The organism is Sphingomonas sp. UBA978, assembly GCF_002292295.1.
Classification (GTDB): domain Bacteria; phylum Pseudomonadota; class Alphaproteobacteria; order Sphingomonadales; family Sphingomonadaceae; genus Sphingomonas.
On record NZ_DBBS01000003.1, the window covers coordinates 87,144 to 104,519 of the forward strand.

General features: G+C 66.4%; 17 protein-coding genes. 11 read left to right on the forward strand and 6 right to left on the reverse strand.

The window, feature by feature from the left end:
* Window positions 1-65: 65 nt before the first annotated feature.
* Entirely contained in the window at window positions 66-518 is a 453-nt protein-coding gene (locus B2515_RS01120) for a GatB/YqeY domain-containing protein (RefSeq protein ID WP_293872740.1), read from the reverse strand.
* Window positions 519-662: 144 nt separating this feature from the next.
* Here B2515_RS01120 and carA point away from each other — a divergent pair, with 144 nt between their 5' ends.
* From carA to greA, 4 genes are all read left to right on the forward strand, one after another.
* Window positions 663-1,844, forward strand: a complete 1,182-nt coding sequence (carA, locus tag B2515_RS01125) for a glutamine-hydrolyzing carbamoyl-phosphate synthase small subunit (protein ID WP_293872741.1) — start codon at window positions 663-665, stop codon at window positions 1,842-1,844.
* The gene (locus B2515_RS01130; protein WP_293872742.1) at window positions 1,841-2,524 is read left to right on the forward strand and encodes a hypothetical protein; all 684 of its coding nucleotides are present in this window, start codon (window positions 1,841-1,843) and stop codon (window positions 2,522-2,524) included. Before carA ends, B2515_RS01130 begins: the two co-directional genes overlap by 4 nt.
* A gap of 2 nt (window positions 2,525-2,526) precedes the next feature.
* Window positions 2,527-5,850, forward strand: a complete 3,324-nt coding sequence (gene carB, locus B2515_RS01135; protein ID WP_293872743.1) for a carbamoyl-phosphate synthase large subunit — start codon at window positions 2,527-2,529, stop codon at window positions 5,848-5,850.
* 72 nt (window positions 5,851-5,922) lie between these two features.
* Window positions 5,923-6,399, forward strand: a complete 477-nt coding sequence (greA, locus tag B2515_RS01140; protein ID WP_293872744.1) for a transcription elongation factor GreA — start codon at window positions 5,923-5,925, stop codon at window positions 6,397-6,399.
* Between the two features lie 52 nt (window positions 6,400-6,451).
* Here the strand turns inward: greA and B2515_RS01145 are convergent, their stop codons facing one another.
* On the reverse strand, window positions 6,452-6,733 hold the full coding sequence (locus B2515_RS01145) for an FtsB family cell division protein (protein ID WP_038660851.1): 282 nt from the start codon (window positions 6,731-6,733) through the stop codon (window positions 6,452-6,454).
* A 71-nt stretch (window positions 6,734-6,804) separates the two neighbouring features.
* The gene (eno, locus tag B2515_RS01150) at window positions 6,805-8,082 is read right to left on the reverse strand and encodes a phosphopyruvate hydratase (protein WP_293872745.1); all 1,278 of its coding nucleotides are present in this window, start codon (window positions 8,080-8,082) and stop codon (window positions 6,805-6,807) included.
* 138 nt (window positions 8,083-8,220) lie between these two features.
* Between eno and B2515_RS01155 the strand changes: the two genes are divergently transcribed.
* The 5 genes from B2515_RS01155 (at window position 8,221) to B2515_RS01175 (ending at window position 10,145) form a co-directional block, all read left to right on the forward strand.
* Window positions 8,221-8,727, forward strand: a complete 507-nt coding sequence (locus B2515_RS01155; protein ID WP_293872746.1) for a hypothetical protein — start codon at window positions 8,221-8,223, stop codon at window positions 8,725-8,727.
* 7 nt (window positions 8,728-8,734) lie between these two features.
* On the forward strand, window positions 8,735-9,076 hold the full coding sequence (locus B2515_RS01160; protein WP_293872747.1) for a phage holin family protein: 342 nt from the start codon (window positions 8,735-8,737) through the stop codon (window positions 9,074-9,076).
* Window positions 9,073-9,408, forward strand: coding sequence for a DUF3618 domain-containing protein (locus tag B2515_RS01165; RefSeq protein ID WP_293872748.1), 336 nt, complete (start codon window positions 9,073-9,075; stop codon window positions 9,406-9,408). Before B2515_RS01160 ends, B2515_RS01165 begins: the two co-directional genes overlap by 4 nt.
* Window positions 9,409-9,428: 20 nt before the next feature.
* Window positions 9,429-9,806 (forward strand): hypothetical protein, encoded by a 378-nt coding sequence (locus tag B2515_RS01170; protein ID WP_293872749.1) that lies wholly within the window; start codon window positions 9,429-9,431, stop codon window positions 9,804-9,806.
* 108 nt (window positions 9,807-9,914) lie between these two features.
* A complete protein-coding gene (locus B2515_RS01175) occupies window positions 9,915-10,145 on the forward strand; it encodes a DUF4170 domain-containing protein (protein ID WP_293872750.1) in 231 nt (76 codons plus the stop codon).
* Window positions 10,146-10,200: 55 nt separating this feature from the next.
* Here B2515_RS01175 and B2515_RS01180 read toward each other — a convergent pair whose 3' ends face one another.
* The gene (locus tag B2515_RS01180) at window positions 10,201-12,615 is read right to left on the reverse strand and encodes a TonB-dependent receptor (protein WP_293872751.1); all 2,415 of its coding nucleotides are present in this window, start codon (window positions 12,613-12,615) and stop codon (window positions 10,201-10,203) included.
* A gap of 150 nt (window positions 12,616-12,765) precedes the next feature.
* On the opposite strand from B2515_RS01180, the gene B2515_RS01185 reads away from it, so the two are divergent.
* Window positions 12,766-14,421, forward strand: a complete 1,656-nt coding sequence (locus B2515_RS01185) for an alkaline phosphatase D family protein (RefSeq protein WP_293872752.1) — start codon at window positions 12,766-12,768, stop codon at window positions 14,419-14,421.
* A 233-nt stretch (window positions 14,422-14,654) separates the two neighbouring features.
* Entirely contained in the window at window positions 14,655-15,086 is a 432-nt protein-coding gene (locus B2515_RS01190; protein WP_293872753.1) for a hypothetical protein, read from the forward strand.
* On the opposite strand, the gene B2515_RS01195 is transcribed toward B2515_RS01190, so the two are convergent.
* Entirely contained in the window at window positions 15,083-16,438 is a 1,356-nt protein-coding gene (locus B2515_RS01195; protein WP_293872754.1) for an ABC1 kinase family protein, read from the reverse strand. The two genes, B2515_RS01190 and B2515_RS01195, sit on opposite strands and share 4 nt — an antisense overlap.
* Window positions 16,439-16,498: 60 nt before the next feature.
* Window positions 16,499-17,326: a type I methionyl aminopeptidase gene (map, locus tag B2515_RS01200; protein WP_293872755.1), complete on the reverse strand. Its 828-nt coding sequence runs from the start codon at window positions 17,324-17,326 to the stop codon at window positions 16,499-16,501.
* Between the last annotated feature and the right edge of the window lie 50 nt (window positions 17,327-17,376).

The window sequence follows — 17,376 nt, forward strand, 5'->3', positions numbered from 1 at the left end:
CCGCGTCCTCCGCGCCTCCGCGCGCCCAAAACCTTCTTCGCGTCTTCGCGCCTTCGCGTGAGAAATTACGCCAGCGACGCCTTCACCAGTCCGCTCGCCTTGCTCATGTCGAGGCTCGCCGCGTGGCGCGCCTTCAGTTCCGCCATCACGCGGCCCATGTCCTTCATGCCGCTCGCGCCCAGCTCCGCCTTGATCGCCTCGATCGCCGCGACGGTATCCGCCTCGCTCATCTGCGCGGGGAGGAAGCGTTCGATCACGGCGACCTCCGCGCGTTCCGCGTCGGCCAGTTCCTGCCGGCCGCCGGTTTCGTACATGGTGATCGATTCGCGGCGCTGCTTGACCATCTTCTGCAGCACCTCGACCACCACCGCATCGTCGTCGGCGGGGGCGGTGCCGGTGCGCAATTCGATGTCGCGGTTCTTGATTGCGGCCTGGATCAGGCCGATCGCGTTGCGGGCTTCCTTGTCGCCGGCCTTCATGGCGGTGACCTGGGCGGCCTTGATGTCGTCGCGAATCATGGGGAAGCTCTCGAAGAAGACGGTGAAGCGGATTGCCCTAGCGGAACACGCGCCCGCCGTGAACCGGTTGACCTGAGGGGGGCGGGGGTCTAGCGGGCGCGGCTTAGCGACATAGACGAAACCTTCAGGAGTGCCCGCCAAGCCATGGCCGACGCCAAGCCCATTGCCATGCCCGCAAAGCCTGACGGCGCGACGGGTGTTCTGGTTCTCGCGAGCGGGGAGGTGGCCTGGGGCCGCGGCTTCGGCGCGGAAGGCGCGGCGGTGGGCGAGGTGTGCTTCCACACCGCGATGACCGGCTATCAGGAGATCATGACCGACCCGTCGTTCGCGGGGCAGATCATCACCTTCACCTTCCCGCATATCGGCAATGTCGGTGCCAACCCCGACGATATCGAGGCGGACGCGCCGCATGCGCTCGGCATGATCGTGCGCGAGGACGTGACCGCGCCGTCGAACTTCCGTGCCGTCGAGCGGCTCGACGGCTGGATGCAGCGGCACAACCGCATCGGCCTGTCGGGGATCGACACCCGGGCGCTGACCCGCCGCATCCGGTCGGGCGGGGCGCCCAACGGCGTCGTCGCGCATTCGGCGGCGGGCGAGTTCGATCTCGACGCGCTGCTCGCCATGGCGCAGGCGTGGCCCGGGCTGGAGGGCATGGACCTCGCCAAAGAGGTATCCACCCAGACGCATTATGCCTGGGGCGAGACGCGCGAAGGTGGCCCGTGGCGGCTCGGCTTCGGTTATGGCGCAGGCGAAGGCGCCGGTCGCCCGCATGTCGTCGCGATCGATTACGGCAGCAAGCACAACATCTTCCGCAATCTGGTGCAGGCCGGTGCGAAGGTGACGGTGCTGCCCGCCGAAGCGACGTTCGACGAGGTCATGGCGCAGGCGCCGGACGGCATCTTCCTCTCCAACGGCCCCGGCGATCCCGCCGCGACCGGCGCATATGCGGTGCCGGTGATCCGCCAGCTGCTGGATACGGGCAAGCCGCTGTTCGGCATCTGCCTCGGCCACCAGCTGCTCGGGCTGGCGGTCGGCGCGACGACGACCAAGATGTTCCAGGGCCATCGCGGCGCCAACCACCCGGTCAAGCGGCTGAGCGACGGCGCGGTCGAGATCACCAGCATGAACCACGGCTTCGCGGTCGAGCGGGACTCGCTGCCGGCGAACGTGCGCGAAACGCATGTGTCGCTGTTCGACGGATCGAACGCGGGGCTGGAACTGACCGATCGGTCGGCGTTTTCCGTGCAGTACCATCCGGAAGCGTCGCCGGGGCCGCAGGATAGTCTGTATCTGTTCGAGCGGTTTGTAGGATCGCTGCGGTGATTGACGATCAAACGCTAGCGGATAGACTGGTAGCTTTATTTCTGAATACTGCAGACGTGCAGAGCCAAGCTTCAATAATTGTTAAATATGAACGATCTTTTGATCGTTCAGAAGCCGATAAAAAGCAAATCGGACGCATTATTCATAACATGATTAAAGATGGTATTGTTGTCGAACACGATGTCGAGAACGATACTCTTGATGGTGTAATTATCGATCACTCTGAGCATGGTCAGCTTGATAATAAAGATATAACATTTCTTAGCGTCGATGATATTTTGGCGATCGGTCCCGAGATGGTTAACTATACTCGTGCGAGAGCTTCTCAAGTTGCTGAGCAGGCAATTAGTGGCGGATTGCAGGGTGCTATTAAGTCGCTAAAGAATCTCCCCATCGATTCGAATCTATGGACTGGTATGCCCGTGGGATTCAAGCTTGATGCAAAGACTAAGGCTCAAGTGGTCAGTCTTCTCTATCGAGCAGAGCGCGAGATATCTGCGGCAACTGTAAATAATCGCGAAGCTTCTCAGGCAAAAGCTCTCGTCGCCGCGGCTTTAATTTTGACGGAAGCTCCGGAACCCGAAAGCGAAATTGTCTGGGGATTGCTTCAAAAACTTTCTGTTTTCGTCACCCTCAGCCAAGGCATCGAGGGTTTAATCAAGCTATTTAAGGCGAGCTGATAGTGCCAAAACGCACCGACATCTCCTCCATCCTCGTGATCGGCGCGGGGCCGATCGTCATCGGGCAGGCGTGCGAGTTCGATTATTCGGGCACGCAGGCGATCAAGGCGTTGAAGGAGGAGGGCTATCGCATCGTCCTCGTCAACTCCAATCCCGCCACGATCATGACCGATCCCGAGCTGGCCGACGCGACCTATGTCGAGCCGATCACGCCCGCGGTGGTCGCCAGGATCATCGAGAAGGAGCGGCCCGACGCCGTCCTGCCGACGATGGGCGGGCAGACCGCGCTCAACACCGCGCTGGCGCTGTTCCACGACGGCACGCTGGAGAAGTTCGGCGTCACGATGATCGGCGCGGATGCCGAGGCGATCGACAAGGCCGAGGACCGGCTGAAGTTCAAGGATGCGATGACGAAGATCGGGCTGGAAAGCGCCCGCTCCGCGATCGCGCATACGATCGAGGAGGCGATGGCGGGGCTGGAGATCACCGGCCTGCCCGCGATCATCCGGCCGAGCTTCACCATGGGCGGGTCGGGCGGCGGCATCGTCTACAACCGCTCCGAATTCGTCGACATGGTCCGCAAGGGCCTCGACGCGTCGCCGACCACCGAGGTGCTGATCGAAGAATCGCTCCTCGGCTGGAAGGAGTATGAGATGGAGGTGGTGCGCGACCGCAAGGACAATTGCATCATCATCTGTTCGATCGAGAACGTCGATCCGATGGGCGTCCACACCGGCGATTCGATCACCGTCGCGCCGGCGCTGACGCTGACCGACAAGGAATATCAGATCATGCGCAACGCATCGATCGCGGTACTCCGGGAAATCGGCGTCGAAACCGGCGGTTCCAACGTGCAGTTCGCGGTCAATCCGAAGGATGGCCGCCTCGTCGTCATCGAGATGAACCCGCGCGTGTCGCGGTCCTCGGCGCTGGCGTCGAAGGCGACCGGCTTCCCGATCGCCAAGGTCGCGGCGAAGCTGGCGGTCGGCTATACGCTCGACGAGATCACCAACGACATCACCGGCGCGACGCCGGCGTCGTTCGAGCCGACGATCGATTACGTCGTCACCAAGATTCCGCGCTTCGCCTTCGAGAAGTTCAAGGGCGCCGAGGCGGTGCTCGGCACGGCGATGAAGAGCGTCGGCGAAGTCATGGCGATCGGCCGCAATATCCACGAGAGCATGCAGAAGGCGCTGCGCGGGCTGGAGACGGGCCTGTCCGGCTTCAACGCGGTCGACCGGCTGGTCGGTGCGCCGCGGGCGGAGATCGAGGCGGCGCTCGCGGTGGCGACGCCGGACCGGCTGCTGGTCGCCGCGCAGGCGCTGCGCGAGGGCTTCACCGTCGCCGAGATCCACGGCATCGCGAAGTTCGACCCCTGGTTCCTCGAGCGGCTGGCGGAGATCGTCGCGGCCGAGGAGGAGGTCTGCAAGAACGGCCTGCCGATCGAGGCCGCGGGCCTGCGCCGGCTCAAGTCGATGGGGTTCAGCGACAAGCGGCTCGCCTATCTGGCGCTGAAATCGGCGAACCTGCGCGGCATGGAGCGCGGCATCGCACGCGGATCGGGCCTGATCCACGACGCGGTCGTGGCGATGACCGGCGGCGTCACCGAGGATGAGGTGCGCGCGCTGCGCCACCGGCTCGGCGTGCGCCCCGTCTTCAAGCGCATCGACACCTGCGCCGCCGAATTCGATGCCAAGACGCCGTACATGTATTCGACCTACGAGGCGCCGTCCTTCGGCGAACCCGAGGACGAGAGCATGCCCTCCGACCGCCGCAAGGTGGTGATCCTGGGCGGCGGGCCGAACCGGATCGGGCAGGGGATCGAGTTCGATTATTGCTGCTGCCACGCGTGTTTCGCGCTGGCGGACGTCGGCTATGAGACGATCATGGTCAATTGCAATCCGGAGACGGTGAGCACCGATTACGATACGTCGGACCGGCTGTATTTCGAGCCGCTGACCGCGGAGGATGTGCTGGAGATCCTGCATGTCGAGCAATCGCGCGGCGAACTGGTCGGCGTGATCGTCCAGTTCGGCGGGCAGACGCCGCTCAATCTGGCGCGCGCGCTGGAAAAGGCGGGGATTCCGATCCTCGGCACCAGCCCCGATGCGATCGACCTGGCGGAGGATCGCGAGCGGTTCGCCGCCCTGGTCAACAAGCTGCGCCTCAAGCAGCCGGCCAACGGCCTCGCGCGCAGCCGCGACGAGGCGGTCGCCGCGGCGGAGCGGATCGGCTATCCGGTGCTGATGCGGCCGAGCTACGTACTCGGCGGGCGGGCGATGGAGATCGTCGATTCGCTCCAGCAGCTCGACGATTACATCCAGACCGCGGTGCAGGTGTCGGGCGACAGCCCGGTGCTGATCGACCAGTATCTGCGCGACGCGATCGAGGTCGACGTCGATGCGATCTGCGATGGCGAGGACGTCGTCGTCGCCGGCCTGCTGCAGCATATCGAGGAGGCGGGTGTCCATTCGGGCGACAGCGCCTGTTCGATCCCGCCCTATTCGCTCAGCGCCGAGACGATCGCCGAGATCGAGCGGCAGACGATCGCGCTGGCGCATGCCCTGTCGGTCAAGGGTCTGATGAACATCCAGTTCGCGGTCAAGGACGGCGAAGTCTATCTCATCGAGGTCAACCCGCGCGCATCGCGGACGGTGCCGTTCGTCGCCAAGGCGATCGGCGTACCCATCGCCAAGATCGCATCCCGCGTCATGGCGGGCGAGATGCTGCGCGACCTGCCGCCGATCGACCGCCACATCGATTATTATGCGGTCAAGGAAGCGGTGTTCCCGTTCAACCGCTTCCCCGGCATCGATCCGGTCCTGTCGCCGGAGATGAAGAGCACCGGGGAAGTAATGGGAATCGATCCCGATTTCACCACCGCCTTCGCCAAGTCGCAGCTGGGGGCCGGCACCGTCCTGCCGACCGGCGGCACCGCCTTCGTCAGCGTCAAGGACGGCGACAAGCCGCATATCGTCCCCGCGGTGAAGTCGCTGCTGGCGCATGGCTTTACGGTGCTGGCGACCGGCGGAACGGCGGATTACCTCGAACTCGCCGGCCTTGCGGTCGAAAAGGTCAACAAGGTCGCGCAGGGCCGGCCGCACATCCTCGACCGGATCATGGACGGTGAGGTCACGCTCATCTTCAACACCACCGAAGGCTGGCAAAGTCTGAAGGATTCGAAGCCGATCCGTCAGGCGGCGCTGGCGCAGAAGATCCCGTATTTCACCACGGCGCCCGCCAGCGTGCAGGCGGCGGCGGCAATCGGGGTGACGCATCTTGAAGTCAGGCCGTTGCAATCCTACTATTCGCAGTCGCACAACTGATCCCGACATAATGACATGTGTGCGGGCGGGCCGGGTCGGTCCGCACGGGTAGCGAGAATTGGGGACGTAGATATGGCGACCGTCGAAAAGATGCCGATGCTCCAGGAGGGCTATGAGAAGCTCACCGCGGACCTGAAGCGTCTGAAAGCGGAGCGTCCCCTGATCGTGGATGCGATCGAGGAAGCACGCGCGCACGGCGACCTGTCGGAAAACGCCGAATATCATGCGGCGAAGGAACAGCAGGGCCAGAACGAGGCGACGATCAGCGATATCGAGGACAAACTGTCCCGCGCGCAGATCATCGACCCGCGCGACCTGTCGGGCGACAAGGTCGTGTTCGGCGCGACCGTGACCTTGCTCGACGATGACGACAAGCCGGTGAAGTATCAGATCGTCGGCCAGACCGAGGCGGATGCCAAGACCGGGCGGATTTCGTACAACTCGCCGCTGGGCCGGGCGCTGATCGGCCGCAAGGTCGACGAGGACGTCGAGGTGTCGGTGCCGGCGGGCGACCGGTATTACGTGGTGTCGAAGATCGAATTCATCTGATCCGACGGCACGCTGGGCTCGCCCCGGAACCGGTTCCGGGGCGGTCGGGGCGTCACTTCAGCGGTACGATGACCTCGTCCGGATGGGCGACGTTGAGTTCCTTGCGGACCATTTCGTCGACCATGTCCGGATTGGCATGATCCGGGTCGAGCAGCGCCACCCGGTTCTTCAGCACCGCACGCTTCTGGTCCAGCGCCGCGAACTGCTTTTCGCGGCGCACCAGCTGCTTCTTGTAATCGCCATAGGCGAGGATGCCGTTCGGGCCGAGCACCGCATAGGCACCGAAGAACGCCATGATCGTCAGGCCGAGCGCGGGCAGGGCAGCCCGACGCATCGTCCTGCGAAACGCCGATGTCTTCGCTACCCGTGCCATGCCCGCCATCCTCGCCCGCCGCGCGTTTCGGATCAAGCCTTCAGAACGTCGCGGCCGGCATAGCGTGCCGCGTCGCCCAGCTCTTCCTCGATACGGATCAGCTGGTTGTACTTGGCGAGCCGGTCCGACCGGGCCAGCGACCCCGTCTTGATCTGCCCGCAATTGGTCGCGACCGCGAGGTCGGCGATCGTCGCATCCTCGGTCTCGCCCGACCGGTGGCTCATCACCGCGGTGTAGCGCGCGCGCTGCGCCATGTTCACCGCTTCTAGCGTCTCGGTCAGCGTGCCGATCTGGTTGACCTTGACCAGCAGCGAATTGGCGTAGCCGCCGTCGATGCCGCGCTTCAGCCGCTTGGGGTTGGTGACGAACAGATCGTCGCCGACCAGCTGGACCTTGTCGCCGATCAGGTCGGTCAGCGCCTTCCAGCCCTCCCAATCGTCCTCGCTCATGCCGTCCTCGATCGAGAAGATCGGGTAGCGGCGGGTCAGGTCGGCGAGATATTCGGCCATCGCGCCGCTCTCCAGCACCTTGCCCTCGCCCGAGATGTTGTAGCGGCCGTCCTTGTAGAATTCGGTCGCGGCGCAATCGAGCGCCAGCATCACGTCCTCGCCCGGCGTGTAGCCCGCCTTCTCGATGCTCTGCATGATGAAGCCGAGCGCCTCTTCGGTGCTGGCGATGTTCGGCGCGAAGCCGCCCTCGTCGCCGACGCCGGTCGCCAGGCTCTTGTCGTGCAGCGCCTTCTTGAGCGTGTGGAAGATCTCCGAACCGCAGCGCACCGCCTCGACGATGTTCTCGGCGCCGACGGGGACGATCATGAATTCCTGGAAATCGATCGGATTGTCGGCATGTTCGCCGCCGTTGATGATGTTCATCATCGGCACCGGCAGGACGTGCGCCGATACGCCGCCGACATATTTGTACAATGGCATCCCGCGCGCTTCCGCGGCGGCCTTGGCGGCGGCGAGGCTGACGCCGAGGATCGCGTTCGCACCGAGGCGCCCCTTGTTCTCCGTGCCGTCGAGTTCGATCATCGTGCGGTCGAGGTCGGCCTGATCCTCGGCATCGAGGCCGATCAGCGCCTCGACCAGTTCGCCGTTCACCGCCTCGATCGCGTCGTCGACGCCCTTGCCGCCCCAGCGGCTCTTGTCGCCGTCGCGCTTCTCGACCGCCTCATGCGCGCCCGTCGAGGCGCCCGACGGCACCGCGGCGCGACCGAAGCTGCCGTCCTCCAGCAACACGTCGACCTCCACGGTGGGATTGCCGCGGCTGTCGAGGATCTGGCGGCCATGGATGTCGATGATTGCGGTCACGTAACGATGCTCCTACGTCTTGGGGCTGTGAGGGCGCCTCTACCCTGCCCGATGCGGTGCGGCAATCTCCTGAGCCGTCAGGGAACCGCGCTCGGTCGGCCGGGGTTGAGGGTGTCGAACAACCGAAAAGGGCGCGTCATGGCCGATAACGACCTGAAACCGATCACCGATGGCGACATCACGCCACCGCCAGCCACCACCGATTTCACGCCGGCCGAGCCGCTGAAAAATGCCGGCGTCGAATTCGACCCGGCGACCGGCGGCAAGACCGAGCAGGTGAAGCAGACCGTGAAGGACTATTCGTCCAAATACGGCAGCCAGGCGACCGACAAGATCCGTACCCTCGCCGATACCGGCAAGGAGCGCGCCGTCGGCGGGCTCGACCAGCTGTCGCAGATGATTACCGATGCGGCGGGTCAGGTCGACGAGCGGCTGGGTGCGCAATATGGCGAATATGCCCGCTCGGCAGCCGGCCTCGTGTCGGGCTTTTCCGACCAGATCAAGACCAAGGACGTCGACCAGCTGCTGGACGAAGCGCGCGAGTTCGTCCGCAAGAGCCCCGGCGTCGCGGTCGGCGTCGCGGCCGCGCTGGGCTTTGCGGTCGCCCGCCTCGTCCAGTCCGGCATCGACGGCGACAAGGCCTGACCGGCCCATGGCGGTGATCGAGCCGGTGACGGACGACGAGGGCATCGGCGCCCTCGTCTCGCAACTCGTCGACGATGCGCGGGGACTGGCCAGTGCCGAGGTGGCATTGGTCAAGGCGCGCATCGGCGAACGCATGAGCGCCTACAAGAATGCCGCGATCTTCTTCGTCATCGCCGGCACATTGGGGCTGGCGGCGCTGATCGCGCTGCTGGTCGGGCTGATCCTCAGCCTTGCGACCTTGATCGGTCCGGGGCTGGCGACGGCCGCGGTGGTGATCGGCACGCTGGCGATCGCCGCGGTGCTGGCGATCATCGGCAAGGGGCGGCTGTCCCCGGGGGCGCCGCAATGAGCGCGCTCGATCCCGCCACCCGGTTGGCGACGGCAGAGCTGGAAGCGGCAGCGGCACGCGAGCGGCTGTCGTTGACGGTGAGCCGGTTGCAGGTGAGGCTCAACCCCAAGACGCTGGCGCTGCAGGCCGCGCGTGACGTTGCCGACAAGGGCGGCGCGGCCGCGCAGGCGAGCCTTGATACCGCGATTCGCAATCCCGGTGCGGTCGCCGGCGCCACCGCGGTCGCCGGGCTGTTCCTCGCGCGGCATCGGATCGCCAGCCTGTTCCGCCGCAAGCCCAAGCACAAGCCCGGCCATCGCGATCACGAACCCGGCCTCGGCCCGCAAGACTAACCTGTAAAAGGACCAGAGATATGAACGCCCATACCCAGGACCGTCTCGACGACGCCAAGCATGCAGCCGGCGATGCGGCACGCCGCACCGCGGACGCGATCGAATCCAATCCGCTGGCGATCGTCGCGGGCGGCATCGCGATCGGCGCGCTGGCCGGGGCGCTGATCCCGCGCTCCGCCAAGGAAAAGGAATTGCTCGCTCCGGTCGGCCGCTCCCTCAGCGAACGTGCGCGCAGTGCCTTCCAGGCGGCGCGCGAGGCGGGCAACAGCGAACTGCAGAATGCCGGCCTGTCGAAGGATGCGGCAAAGGATCAGGTAAAGTCGCTGTTCCAGGGCATTGCCAAAGCGGCGACCAGCGCGGGGTCGGCCGCGGCCAAGGGCGCGGCCAACAAGGCATGAGGCATGCGGGGAGCGGCCGATGATCGGCGGCTCCCCGTCTTCCGGGGTTCAATATTGCAGCGCAACACGCTAACGCGGCGCCTTGAACCTCTCACCCGGGAACCGCGTATGAGCAAGCTGCACCTCGTCTTCGGCGGTCGCGTCAACGACCCCCGTACCCTCGAATTCGCCGATCCTTCGAAGCTGGAGGTCGTCGGCATCTTCGCCGATTACGCCAGTGCGGAAAAAGCGTGGCGCGCCAATGCGCAGCGCACGGTCGACGATGCCGAAATGAAGTTCGTCGTCGTGCATCTGCATCGCCTGCTCCAGCCGGAGCTGCTCGCACCGCCGGCGGCCTGATCGCAGACAAGGTCCATGTCCGGACGGCGCTCAGGCCGCCCGGACACGGCGCCGGTCAGAAGCGGAAGCCCACCTCGGCGCCATAGAAGCGCGGCTCACCGGCGATATAGGTCGGCACGCCGAAGCCGCCGCCGGTATTGCCTGCATCGATCAGATAGCGCTTGTCGGTGAGGTTTCGCGCAAACCCCCCGATCGTGTAGCGGCCATTGTCGATGTCCACGCCGGCCCGCACATTGACCAGCGTATAGCCGCCCTGCGAAATCGCGGCGCTGTTGGGCAGCTCGAAGAACACCCTCGACCGATAGGTGACGCTGGGCGTCGCATAGAGCGTCGCGCGATCGGTGACCGGCAGCCGCAGCGTGGCGCCGCCCGATGCGGTATAGGCGGGCTGCAGCCGGAACCGGTTGCCCGCGAACACGCCGTTGCTCGCATCCTTGCCGATGCCGCCATCGATATAGGCGAAGGTGCCGAACAGCGACAGGACGTTGGCGAGCCGCAGATTGCCCTCCAGTTCGACGCCGAGGTTGTTCGCCGATCCGGCGCTTTGCGTGGTCGTCACGCCATTCTGGGTGATCGACACCTGAAAACCGTCATAGGTCTGGTAGAAGACCGACGCCGCGCCGCTGAACGGACCGACGCGCCCCTTGATGCCGCCCTCGTAGTTCCACACCTTTTCCTCTGCGATCACCTGACGGTTGGGGATCGATCCGGCGTTTGCGACGCTGGTCGGGACGATGCGGCTGGCGGCGAGCTGGACCACCGGCGAGCGGCGGCCGTTGCTGATCGTGGCATAGACGTTGACGTCGTCGTTGAGCTTCACCAGCGCGTTGAAGCGGGGGAGGATCGCCATGAAGCTTTCCTCCGCCTCGTAGCGCACGCCTTTGGTGTTGGCGGTGCCGAGCAGGCTGGTGAAGATGCCGAGCCCGGCGAGGATCTGCGAATCGGGCTGGGTGGAGGTATAGCCGGACTGGCGATCCTCGATCAGGATGCGGGCGCCGGCGGTCAGTTCCAGCGCAGGCGTCGGGATCCACGTCGCGTCGGCGAAGACCGAATAGGTGTCGTTGTTGCCGTAATTGGCGAATTCGGCGGCATAGGGGATGACGGTCGCACGTCCGCCGGTCAGTAGCGCGGTGGCGCGGGTCGCGGGGATGGTGCCGTCGGCGGCGATGCAGGCGGGGCCGGTCGGCACGCCGGCGCGGTTCAGGTTCTGCCGGATGGGTGCATAGGCGGCCGTCACCGAACAGGCGAGATACGTGCCCTCCTCGGTCGAGAAGGGCACGCGCTGATAGCCGTTCTCGAAAAAGGCGTTCCAGCCGAAGGCCGCGCGATATTTGCGGCCTTCGAAGGCGAAGCGGCTCTCGTGGCTCCACTGGTCGCCCTTCGCATCCTCGGCGAATTCCAGATACCAGGCAGGGCCGCCGTCGGCGTCGAAGGTCTCGAGCGCGTCGAAGCGGCGGTAGCCGTTGACGGTGGTGAAGGTGACGCCCGGCGACAGCTCGGCGGTCAGGGTAAAGTTGGCGTCGTAGACGTTGCGGTCGAGGCCGAGCTTGCGCTTGCCGAGCACGCTTTGCGAAAAGGGCGAGCCCGACAGTTCGGCATAGCCGTAGTCGCCGGTCTGGCCGCCGGTGGGGGCGAAGGCGCGGCTCTTGAACGCGGTGCCGGGATTGCGCTGGCCGTCATAGGTGAGGACGAGGTCGGCGGTGACCGTGTCGCTCGGCCGCCAGCGCAGCGAGCCGCGGATGCCGCGCTGATCCTGCCCGTTGAGATCGTCCTGATCGACCCGGCCCTGATTCTGGTTGGGGACGTTCGGATCGCCGGCGATATTGCGGACATAGCCGTCGCGATATTTGTAGGCGAAGGCGATGCGACCGGCGAGCGTGTCGTTGCCGGCGTTGATGAAGCCCGACACCTGCGTGCGGTCGTAATTGCCGTAGCTGGCGTCGAGTCCGACATGCGTGCCGGCGACCGGGCGGGCGGAGACGAGGCTGATCGCGCCGACCGCGGCGGCGGTGCCGAACAGCGTCGCCTGCGGCCCCTTCACCACCTCGATCCGTTCGAGGTCGTAGAGGTCCTGCCACGCGCCGCGCGAGCGGCTGATGTCGACGCCGTTGTAATAGAGGGTGACGCGCGCGCCCTGTTGCGCCGAGCCGGAGTCCGAGGTGATGCCGCGGATGACGAGGCCGGGGTTGTTGGCGCTCTGCTCCTGCACTTGCAGACCGGGGATGAAGGCGGCGACCTCGTCCAGTTCGGAGACGCCGATCTGCGCCATGCGCGCGCCGGTGAGCGCGGTGACCGTGACCGGCACGTCCTCGATCCGCTGTTCGCGCTTCTGGGCGGTCACGATAATCTCGTTCGCCTCCTCCGCCGCAGCCAGCGGCGCCGCGGCCTGCACGGTCGCCTGCGCCACCGCCGTCGTCGAGCAGGTGGCGGCGAGCCCGGCGAGCGCCAGGCGCGTGACAAAAGGCTTCATCGTTATTCCCCCGTTATTTAGCTGTCGGACCCCGTAGAATGCCGTGATGACGGCAGCGTGACGACTTCGTCTTGCCAGTGTCACGGCCAAGTCTTTGAAAAGTCACACGTCGATCCTAACCGCGAAGCAGAGGATGCAGGGGATGCCACGATGACGATCAATCGCCGCCAGACGCTCGGGCTGTTCGGTTCGGGCGCGGCGCTCGGCCTACCCGGCACCATCCTCGCACAGGGCGGGGCGGCGGTCCGTTTCGACCATGGCGTCGCGAGCGGCGATCCGGCGGCGGACGGCGCGGTGCTGTGGACGCGGGCGACGCCGGCGGATGCGGCGGCGGCAGGCGACGTGCCGCTGACCTGGCATGTCGCGCTGGAGGCGGATGGCAAAGCGGTGGCGAGCGGCAGGGCGACCGCGCGGTCGGCGCGCGACTTCACCGCCAAGGCGACGCCGACCGGGTTGAAGCCGGGAACCGACTATCATTATTGGTTCGAGGGGCCGGGCGGCCGGCGGTCCCCCGTCGGGCGGTTCCGGACGCTGCCGGTGGGGGCGACCCCCGACCTGACCTTCGCCGTCGTCTCCTGCCAATTGTACGGCGGCGGGCTGTTCAACGTGTATGACGCGATCGCGAAACATCCGCGGCTCGATGCGGTGCTGCACCTCGGTGATTACATCTACGAATATGGTGCCGACGGCTATGGCGCGGATATCGCGACCAAGATCGGCCGGATCGTCGAGCCGGCGCATGAGATCGTGACGCTCGCCGATTATCGCGCCCGCCACGCGCAGGTGAAGCGCGACACGAACATGCAGGCGGCGCACGCCCGCGCCGCATTCATCTGCGTCTGGGACGATCACGAGGTCGCCAACGACGGCTGGATCGGCGGCGCGGAAAACCACGATCCCGCGAAGGAGGGCGACTGGAAGGCGCGCAAGGCGGCGGCGATGCAGGCCTATTTCGAATGGATGCCGATCCGCGATCCGCTGCCCGGCAAGCCGTGGGAGGCGATCAACCGGTCGTTCGAATTCGGCGACCTTGCCACGCTGGCGATGGTGGAAACGCGGCTGCTTGCGCGGTCGCAGCAGGTCGCGGCCAAGGGCGCTGGGATCGCGCCGGCCGATTATGCGCGGATGATGGCGGAACGCGCGCTGCCGCAGCGGGAATTGCTCGGCGCGCAGCAGCAGGTGTGGCTGGAGGGCGTGCTGGCGACGTCGGTGAAGGCGGGCAAGCCGTGGCAGGTGCTCGGCAATCAGGTGGTGATGGCCAGGGTCGCCGGGCCGGATATCGAACGGCAGCTCGGCGCGGCGCGCTTCGCCGATACGATGGCGAAGCTGCCGCCGATGTGGCGCGACCGGCTGACGGCGTCGATCGCCTCCTATCGCGCCGGGCTGCCGTTCAACTTCGACAGCTGGGACGGCTATCCGCCGGCGCGCGAGCGCCTGTATCAGGCGTTCCGGCGGGCGGGGTCGCAGCCGATCGTCCTGTCCGGCGACAGCCATGCCGCCTGGGCCAACGTGCTCCACGACGATCGCAAGACGGCGGTCGCGGTGGAGTTCGGCGCGACCGCGGTGACCAGCCCGTCCTATGGATCGCTGCTGCCCGGCATCGGCGCGCTGATCGAGCAGGCGAACGACGAGGTGCTGTTCTGCGATCAGGACCACAAGGGGTACGTGCTGCTGACGCTCGATCGGCAGGCGGCGACGGCGGATTTCCGCACCGTGTCGACGGTGCTGGTGCCGGCCTATGAGGAGCGCAGCGTCGCGCGCTACCGCTGCACGGCTGCGACGAAGACCGCGCTGACCAAGGCCTGATCGGGCGCGTCGCACTTTTCGTTACCGACCGGTACAAAAGCCGTTGACGAGGGCTGTCACTGCTTCTATACCGCCCAGTATAGAAGCTGGCAGCCGCAATCGGCCACGGCTTTTGGGAACATCCGGACGCATGCCGGTCATCGGCGGCAAAAGGGTAGCAACACACCTGTGGCAGGGCGCGGCATCCGACGGATGCGGCACGCCCGCCTGCGGTCCGAAAAGGGAGTGACGCCATGGCCTTTCTTGCTTTCGCCGAGCCCGGCAACGCCGGCTATGCGCGGGCGACCGCACCGACCCGTCCGGCGCCCGCGCCGGTGACGCCCCGTGTCGTGGAGATGGAGGAGGAACGGCCGGTGCTGACGGAACTGGAACGGTCGGTGATCGGGATCGCCCGGCAGGACGGTCTGGCGACGCTGCGCCAGCCGGGTCGCCTGTCGCGCTGGCTGGGCCTCGTGTTCGGCGTGCGGATCAGCCCGCAGCTCGCCGATCCCAAGCTGGAGGCGCTGCGTCGGATCGCGGTGCTGAGCTGGAAGCGCGGCTATTCGATTGCATCGGCCGAAGTGAAGGCGTTCCTCGCGGTCGGCTATTCGCCCGCCTTCTACGAACTGGTGGTCGATACGATCGCGGCGGCGCGTCAGTCGGAAGTACGCCGCGCGCGCCGTTAGGGCGCGCGCCGGGCCTGCTTCACACCGACTATCTGGATACGCTCCTCCACCATCGCACGGATGTCGACGCGCGCCTTCAACCGGGCGGCGAGCAGGGCGGTGCCGCTGATCTTGCGCTGGACGAACAGCGTGTCGGCCGGCGGCAGGTGCCAGGTCGACCGATCGCGCGCCATCTCCATCCCCTGTTCGCGTACCACGCCGACGAAGGCGCGGTCGCCGAAGTCGAACGGGCCGGGGCGATTGAGGTTGTCGAGAATGACGTCGATCATCGCATCGACCAGCGGCCGGTGCGCCTGCGCGGCGGCGGCGCCGAGGAAGCCGGCACCGATCGCCGCCGCGCGCACCGCATCGCGATCCCCCGACAGGCCGGCCGCGAGCAGGGTGCGATAGCCGTCGGCGGTGGCCGCCGGAATGTCGCGCGCGGCGCCGAAATCGAGCAGGACGATGCGCGCCGTCTCCGGCTGCCAGCGGTAATTGGCGAAATTCGGATCGGTCTGCATCAGCTGCCAGTCGAGGAGTTCGCGGAGGGTGAGGCCGATGAGGTTTTGCGTGGCGGTGTCGCGGATGGATTGGTCGGCGTGCTCCAGCATTTCGATCGGTTCGCCAGCGACATAGGTCATCGCGAGCACACGGGGTGTCGTGAGATCGGCGTGCAGTTCGGGGACGACGAATCCGGGCTCGTTTGCGAGTCGGTCGCGATAGCGGGTCATCATGCCACCCTCGCGGATATAGTCGGCCTCCTCGTGCAGCTGCCGCTTCGCCTCGCCGAGCAGGGGGGCGACGTCGAGTTCCTTCGGCAACAGGCCGGAGACGCGGAGCAACGTCGCGACATTGTCGACGTCCGCGTCGATGCTCTGCTTGACGCCGGGATATTGCACCTTGATCGCCAGTTCGCGGCCGTCGGGCAGGCGCGCGCGATGGACCTGGCCGATCGAGGCGGCGGCGATCGGATGCGCCTGGAAATGCGCGAAACGGCGGCGCCAGTCGCGGCCCCATTCCACGGTGAGCACCTTGTCGAGCTGCTGCGGCGGCATGTGATGCGCCTGGTTGCGCAGCCGCGCGAGGATCGCGGACAGTTCGGGCGGGAGCATGTCGCCGGCGTCCATCGAGATCATCTGGCCGAGCTTCATCGCCGCGCCTCGCAGATGCGCGAGCTGGTCGGCGACGCGCATCGCATTGGCGGGGGTGAGCAGCATGTCGCCCATCCGCGGCCGCTCTCCCGCGGCAAGCCGGCGCGCGCCCTCCGCGACCACCCCGCCGCCGACGCCCGCGGCGAGCCGCCCGAACGCGCCCAGCCGCGACAGCCGGCCGCTCGGCACGGCACGGCCGCGCGCGTCTCTGTCGTCCGTCATGCAATCAGGTCCTTCGGCTGTATCGCAGGGGTGAACGCCCCAGCGACGGCCGAATGTCCCTTACGAATAGGGCGGCTGGTGATAACCCGCGGGGGAGAGCGTGAAAATCTCCGCGCCATCGTCGGTGATGCCGATCGAATGTTCGAACTGCGCCGACAGCGAGCGGTCGCGCGTCACCGCGGTCCAGCCGTCGTCGAGCAGCTTCACGTCGGGGCGGCCGATGTTAATCATCGGTTCGATCGTGAAGATCATGCCGGGGCGCAGTTCCGGACCGGTGCCGGGCTTGCCGACATGGACGACCTCCGGCGCGTCGTGGAACAGCCGGCCGAGGCCGTGGCCGCAGAAATCGCGGACGACGCCGTAGCGATGCTTTTCGGCGTGGCGCTGGATCGCGTTGGCGACGTCGCCCATGTGCGCGCCGGGCTTCGCCTGCTCGATGCCGAGCATCAGACATTCATAGGTCACCTCGACCAGCCGCCGCGCCTTCAGCGGCACGTCGCCGATCAGGTACATGCGGCTCGAATCGCCATGCCAGCCGTCGACGATCGGGGTGACGTCGACATTGACGATATCGCCCGACTTCAGCGTCTTTTCGCTGGGAATGCCGTGGCAGACGACATGGTTGATCGAGATGCAGGTCGAATGGGTGTAGCCGCGATAGCCGAGCGTCGCCGGCACGCCGCCCGCGGCGGTGATGAAGTCGTAGATCAGCCGGTCGAGCTCTGCGGTGGTGACGCCCGGCACCATGTGCGGGGTCAGCATGTCGAGCGTCTCGGCGGCGAGCCGGCCGGCCTTGTGCATGCCCGCGAAGGCCGCGGGGCCGTGCAGCTTGATGGCGCCGGTGCGCCCTTCCGGCGCGTCTGAGGTGACGGTCACGTATTCGGTCATGGCGGCGATATAGCATGGCGGCGCCGATTTTGCGAGGCTATGGCAGGGGC

Coding starts and splice junctions, on each gene's coding strand:
- B2515_RS01120 (WP_293872740.1), bottom strand. CDS start 518: ATGATTCGCGACGACATCAAGGCCGCCCAGGTCACCGCCATGAAGGCC.
- carA (WP_293872741.1), top strand. CDS start 663: ATGGCCGACGCCAAGCCCATTGCCATGCCCGCAAAGCCTGACGGCGCG.
- greA (WP_293872744.1), top strand. CDS start 5,923: ATGGCGACCGTCGAAAAGATGCCGATGCTCCAGGAGGGCTATGAGAAG.
- B2515_RS01145 (WP_038660851.1), bottom strand. CDS start 6,733: ATGCGTCGGGCTGCCCTGCCCGCGCTCGGCCTGACGATCATGGCGTTC.
- B2515_RS01155 (WP_293872746.1), top strand. CDS start 8,221: ATGGCCGATAACGACCTGAAACCGATCACCGATGGCGACATCACGCCA.
- B2515_RS01160 (WP_293872747.1), top strand. CDS start 8,735: ATGGCGGTGATCGAGCCGGTGACGGACGACGAGGGCATCGGCGCCCTC.
- B2515_RS01165 (WP_293872748.1), top strand. CDS start 9,073: ATGAGCGCGCTCGATCCCGCCACCCGGTTGGCGACGGCAGAGCTGGAA.
- B2515_RS01170 (WP_293872749.1), top strand. CDS start 9,429: ATGAACGCCCATACCCAGGACCGTCTCGACGACGCCAAGCATGCAGCC.
- B2515_RS01175 (WP_293872750.1), top strand. CDS start 9,915: ATGAGCAAGCTGCACCTCGTCTTCGGCGGTCGCGTCAACGACCCCCGT.
- B2515_RS01180 (WP_293872751.1), bottom strand. CDS start 12,615: ATGAAGCCTTTTGTCACGCGCCTGGCGCTCGCCGGGCTCGCCGCCACC.
- B2515_RS01185 (WP_293872752.1), top strand. CDS start 12,766: ATGACGATCAATCGCCGCCAGACGCTCGGGCTGTTCGGTTCGGGCGCG.
- B2515_RS01190 (WP_293872753.1), top strand. CDS start 14,655: ATGGCCTTTCTTGCTTTCGCCGAGCCCGGCAACGCCGGCTATGCGCGG.
- B2515_RS01195 (WP_293872754.1), bottom strand. CDS start 16,438: ATGACGGACGACAGAGACGCGCGCGGCCGTGCCGTGCCGAGCGGCCGG.
- map (WP_293872755.1), bottom strand. CDS start 17,326: ATGACCGAATACGTGACCGTCACCTCAGACGCGCCGGAAGGGCGCACC.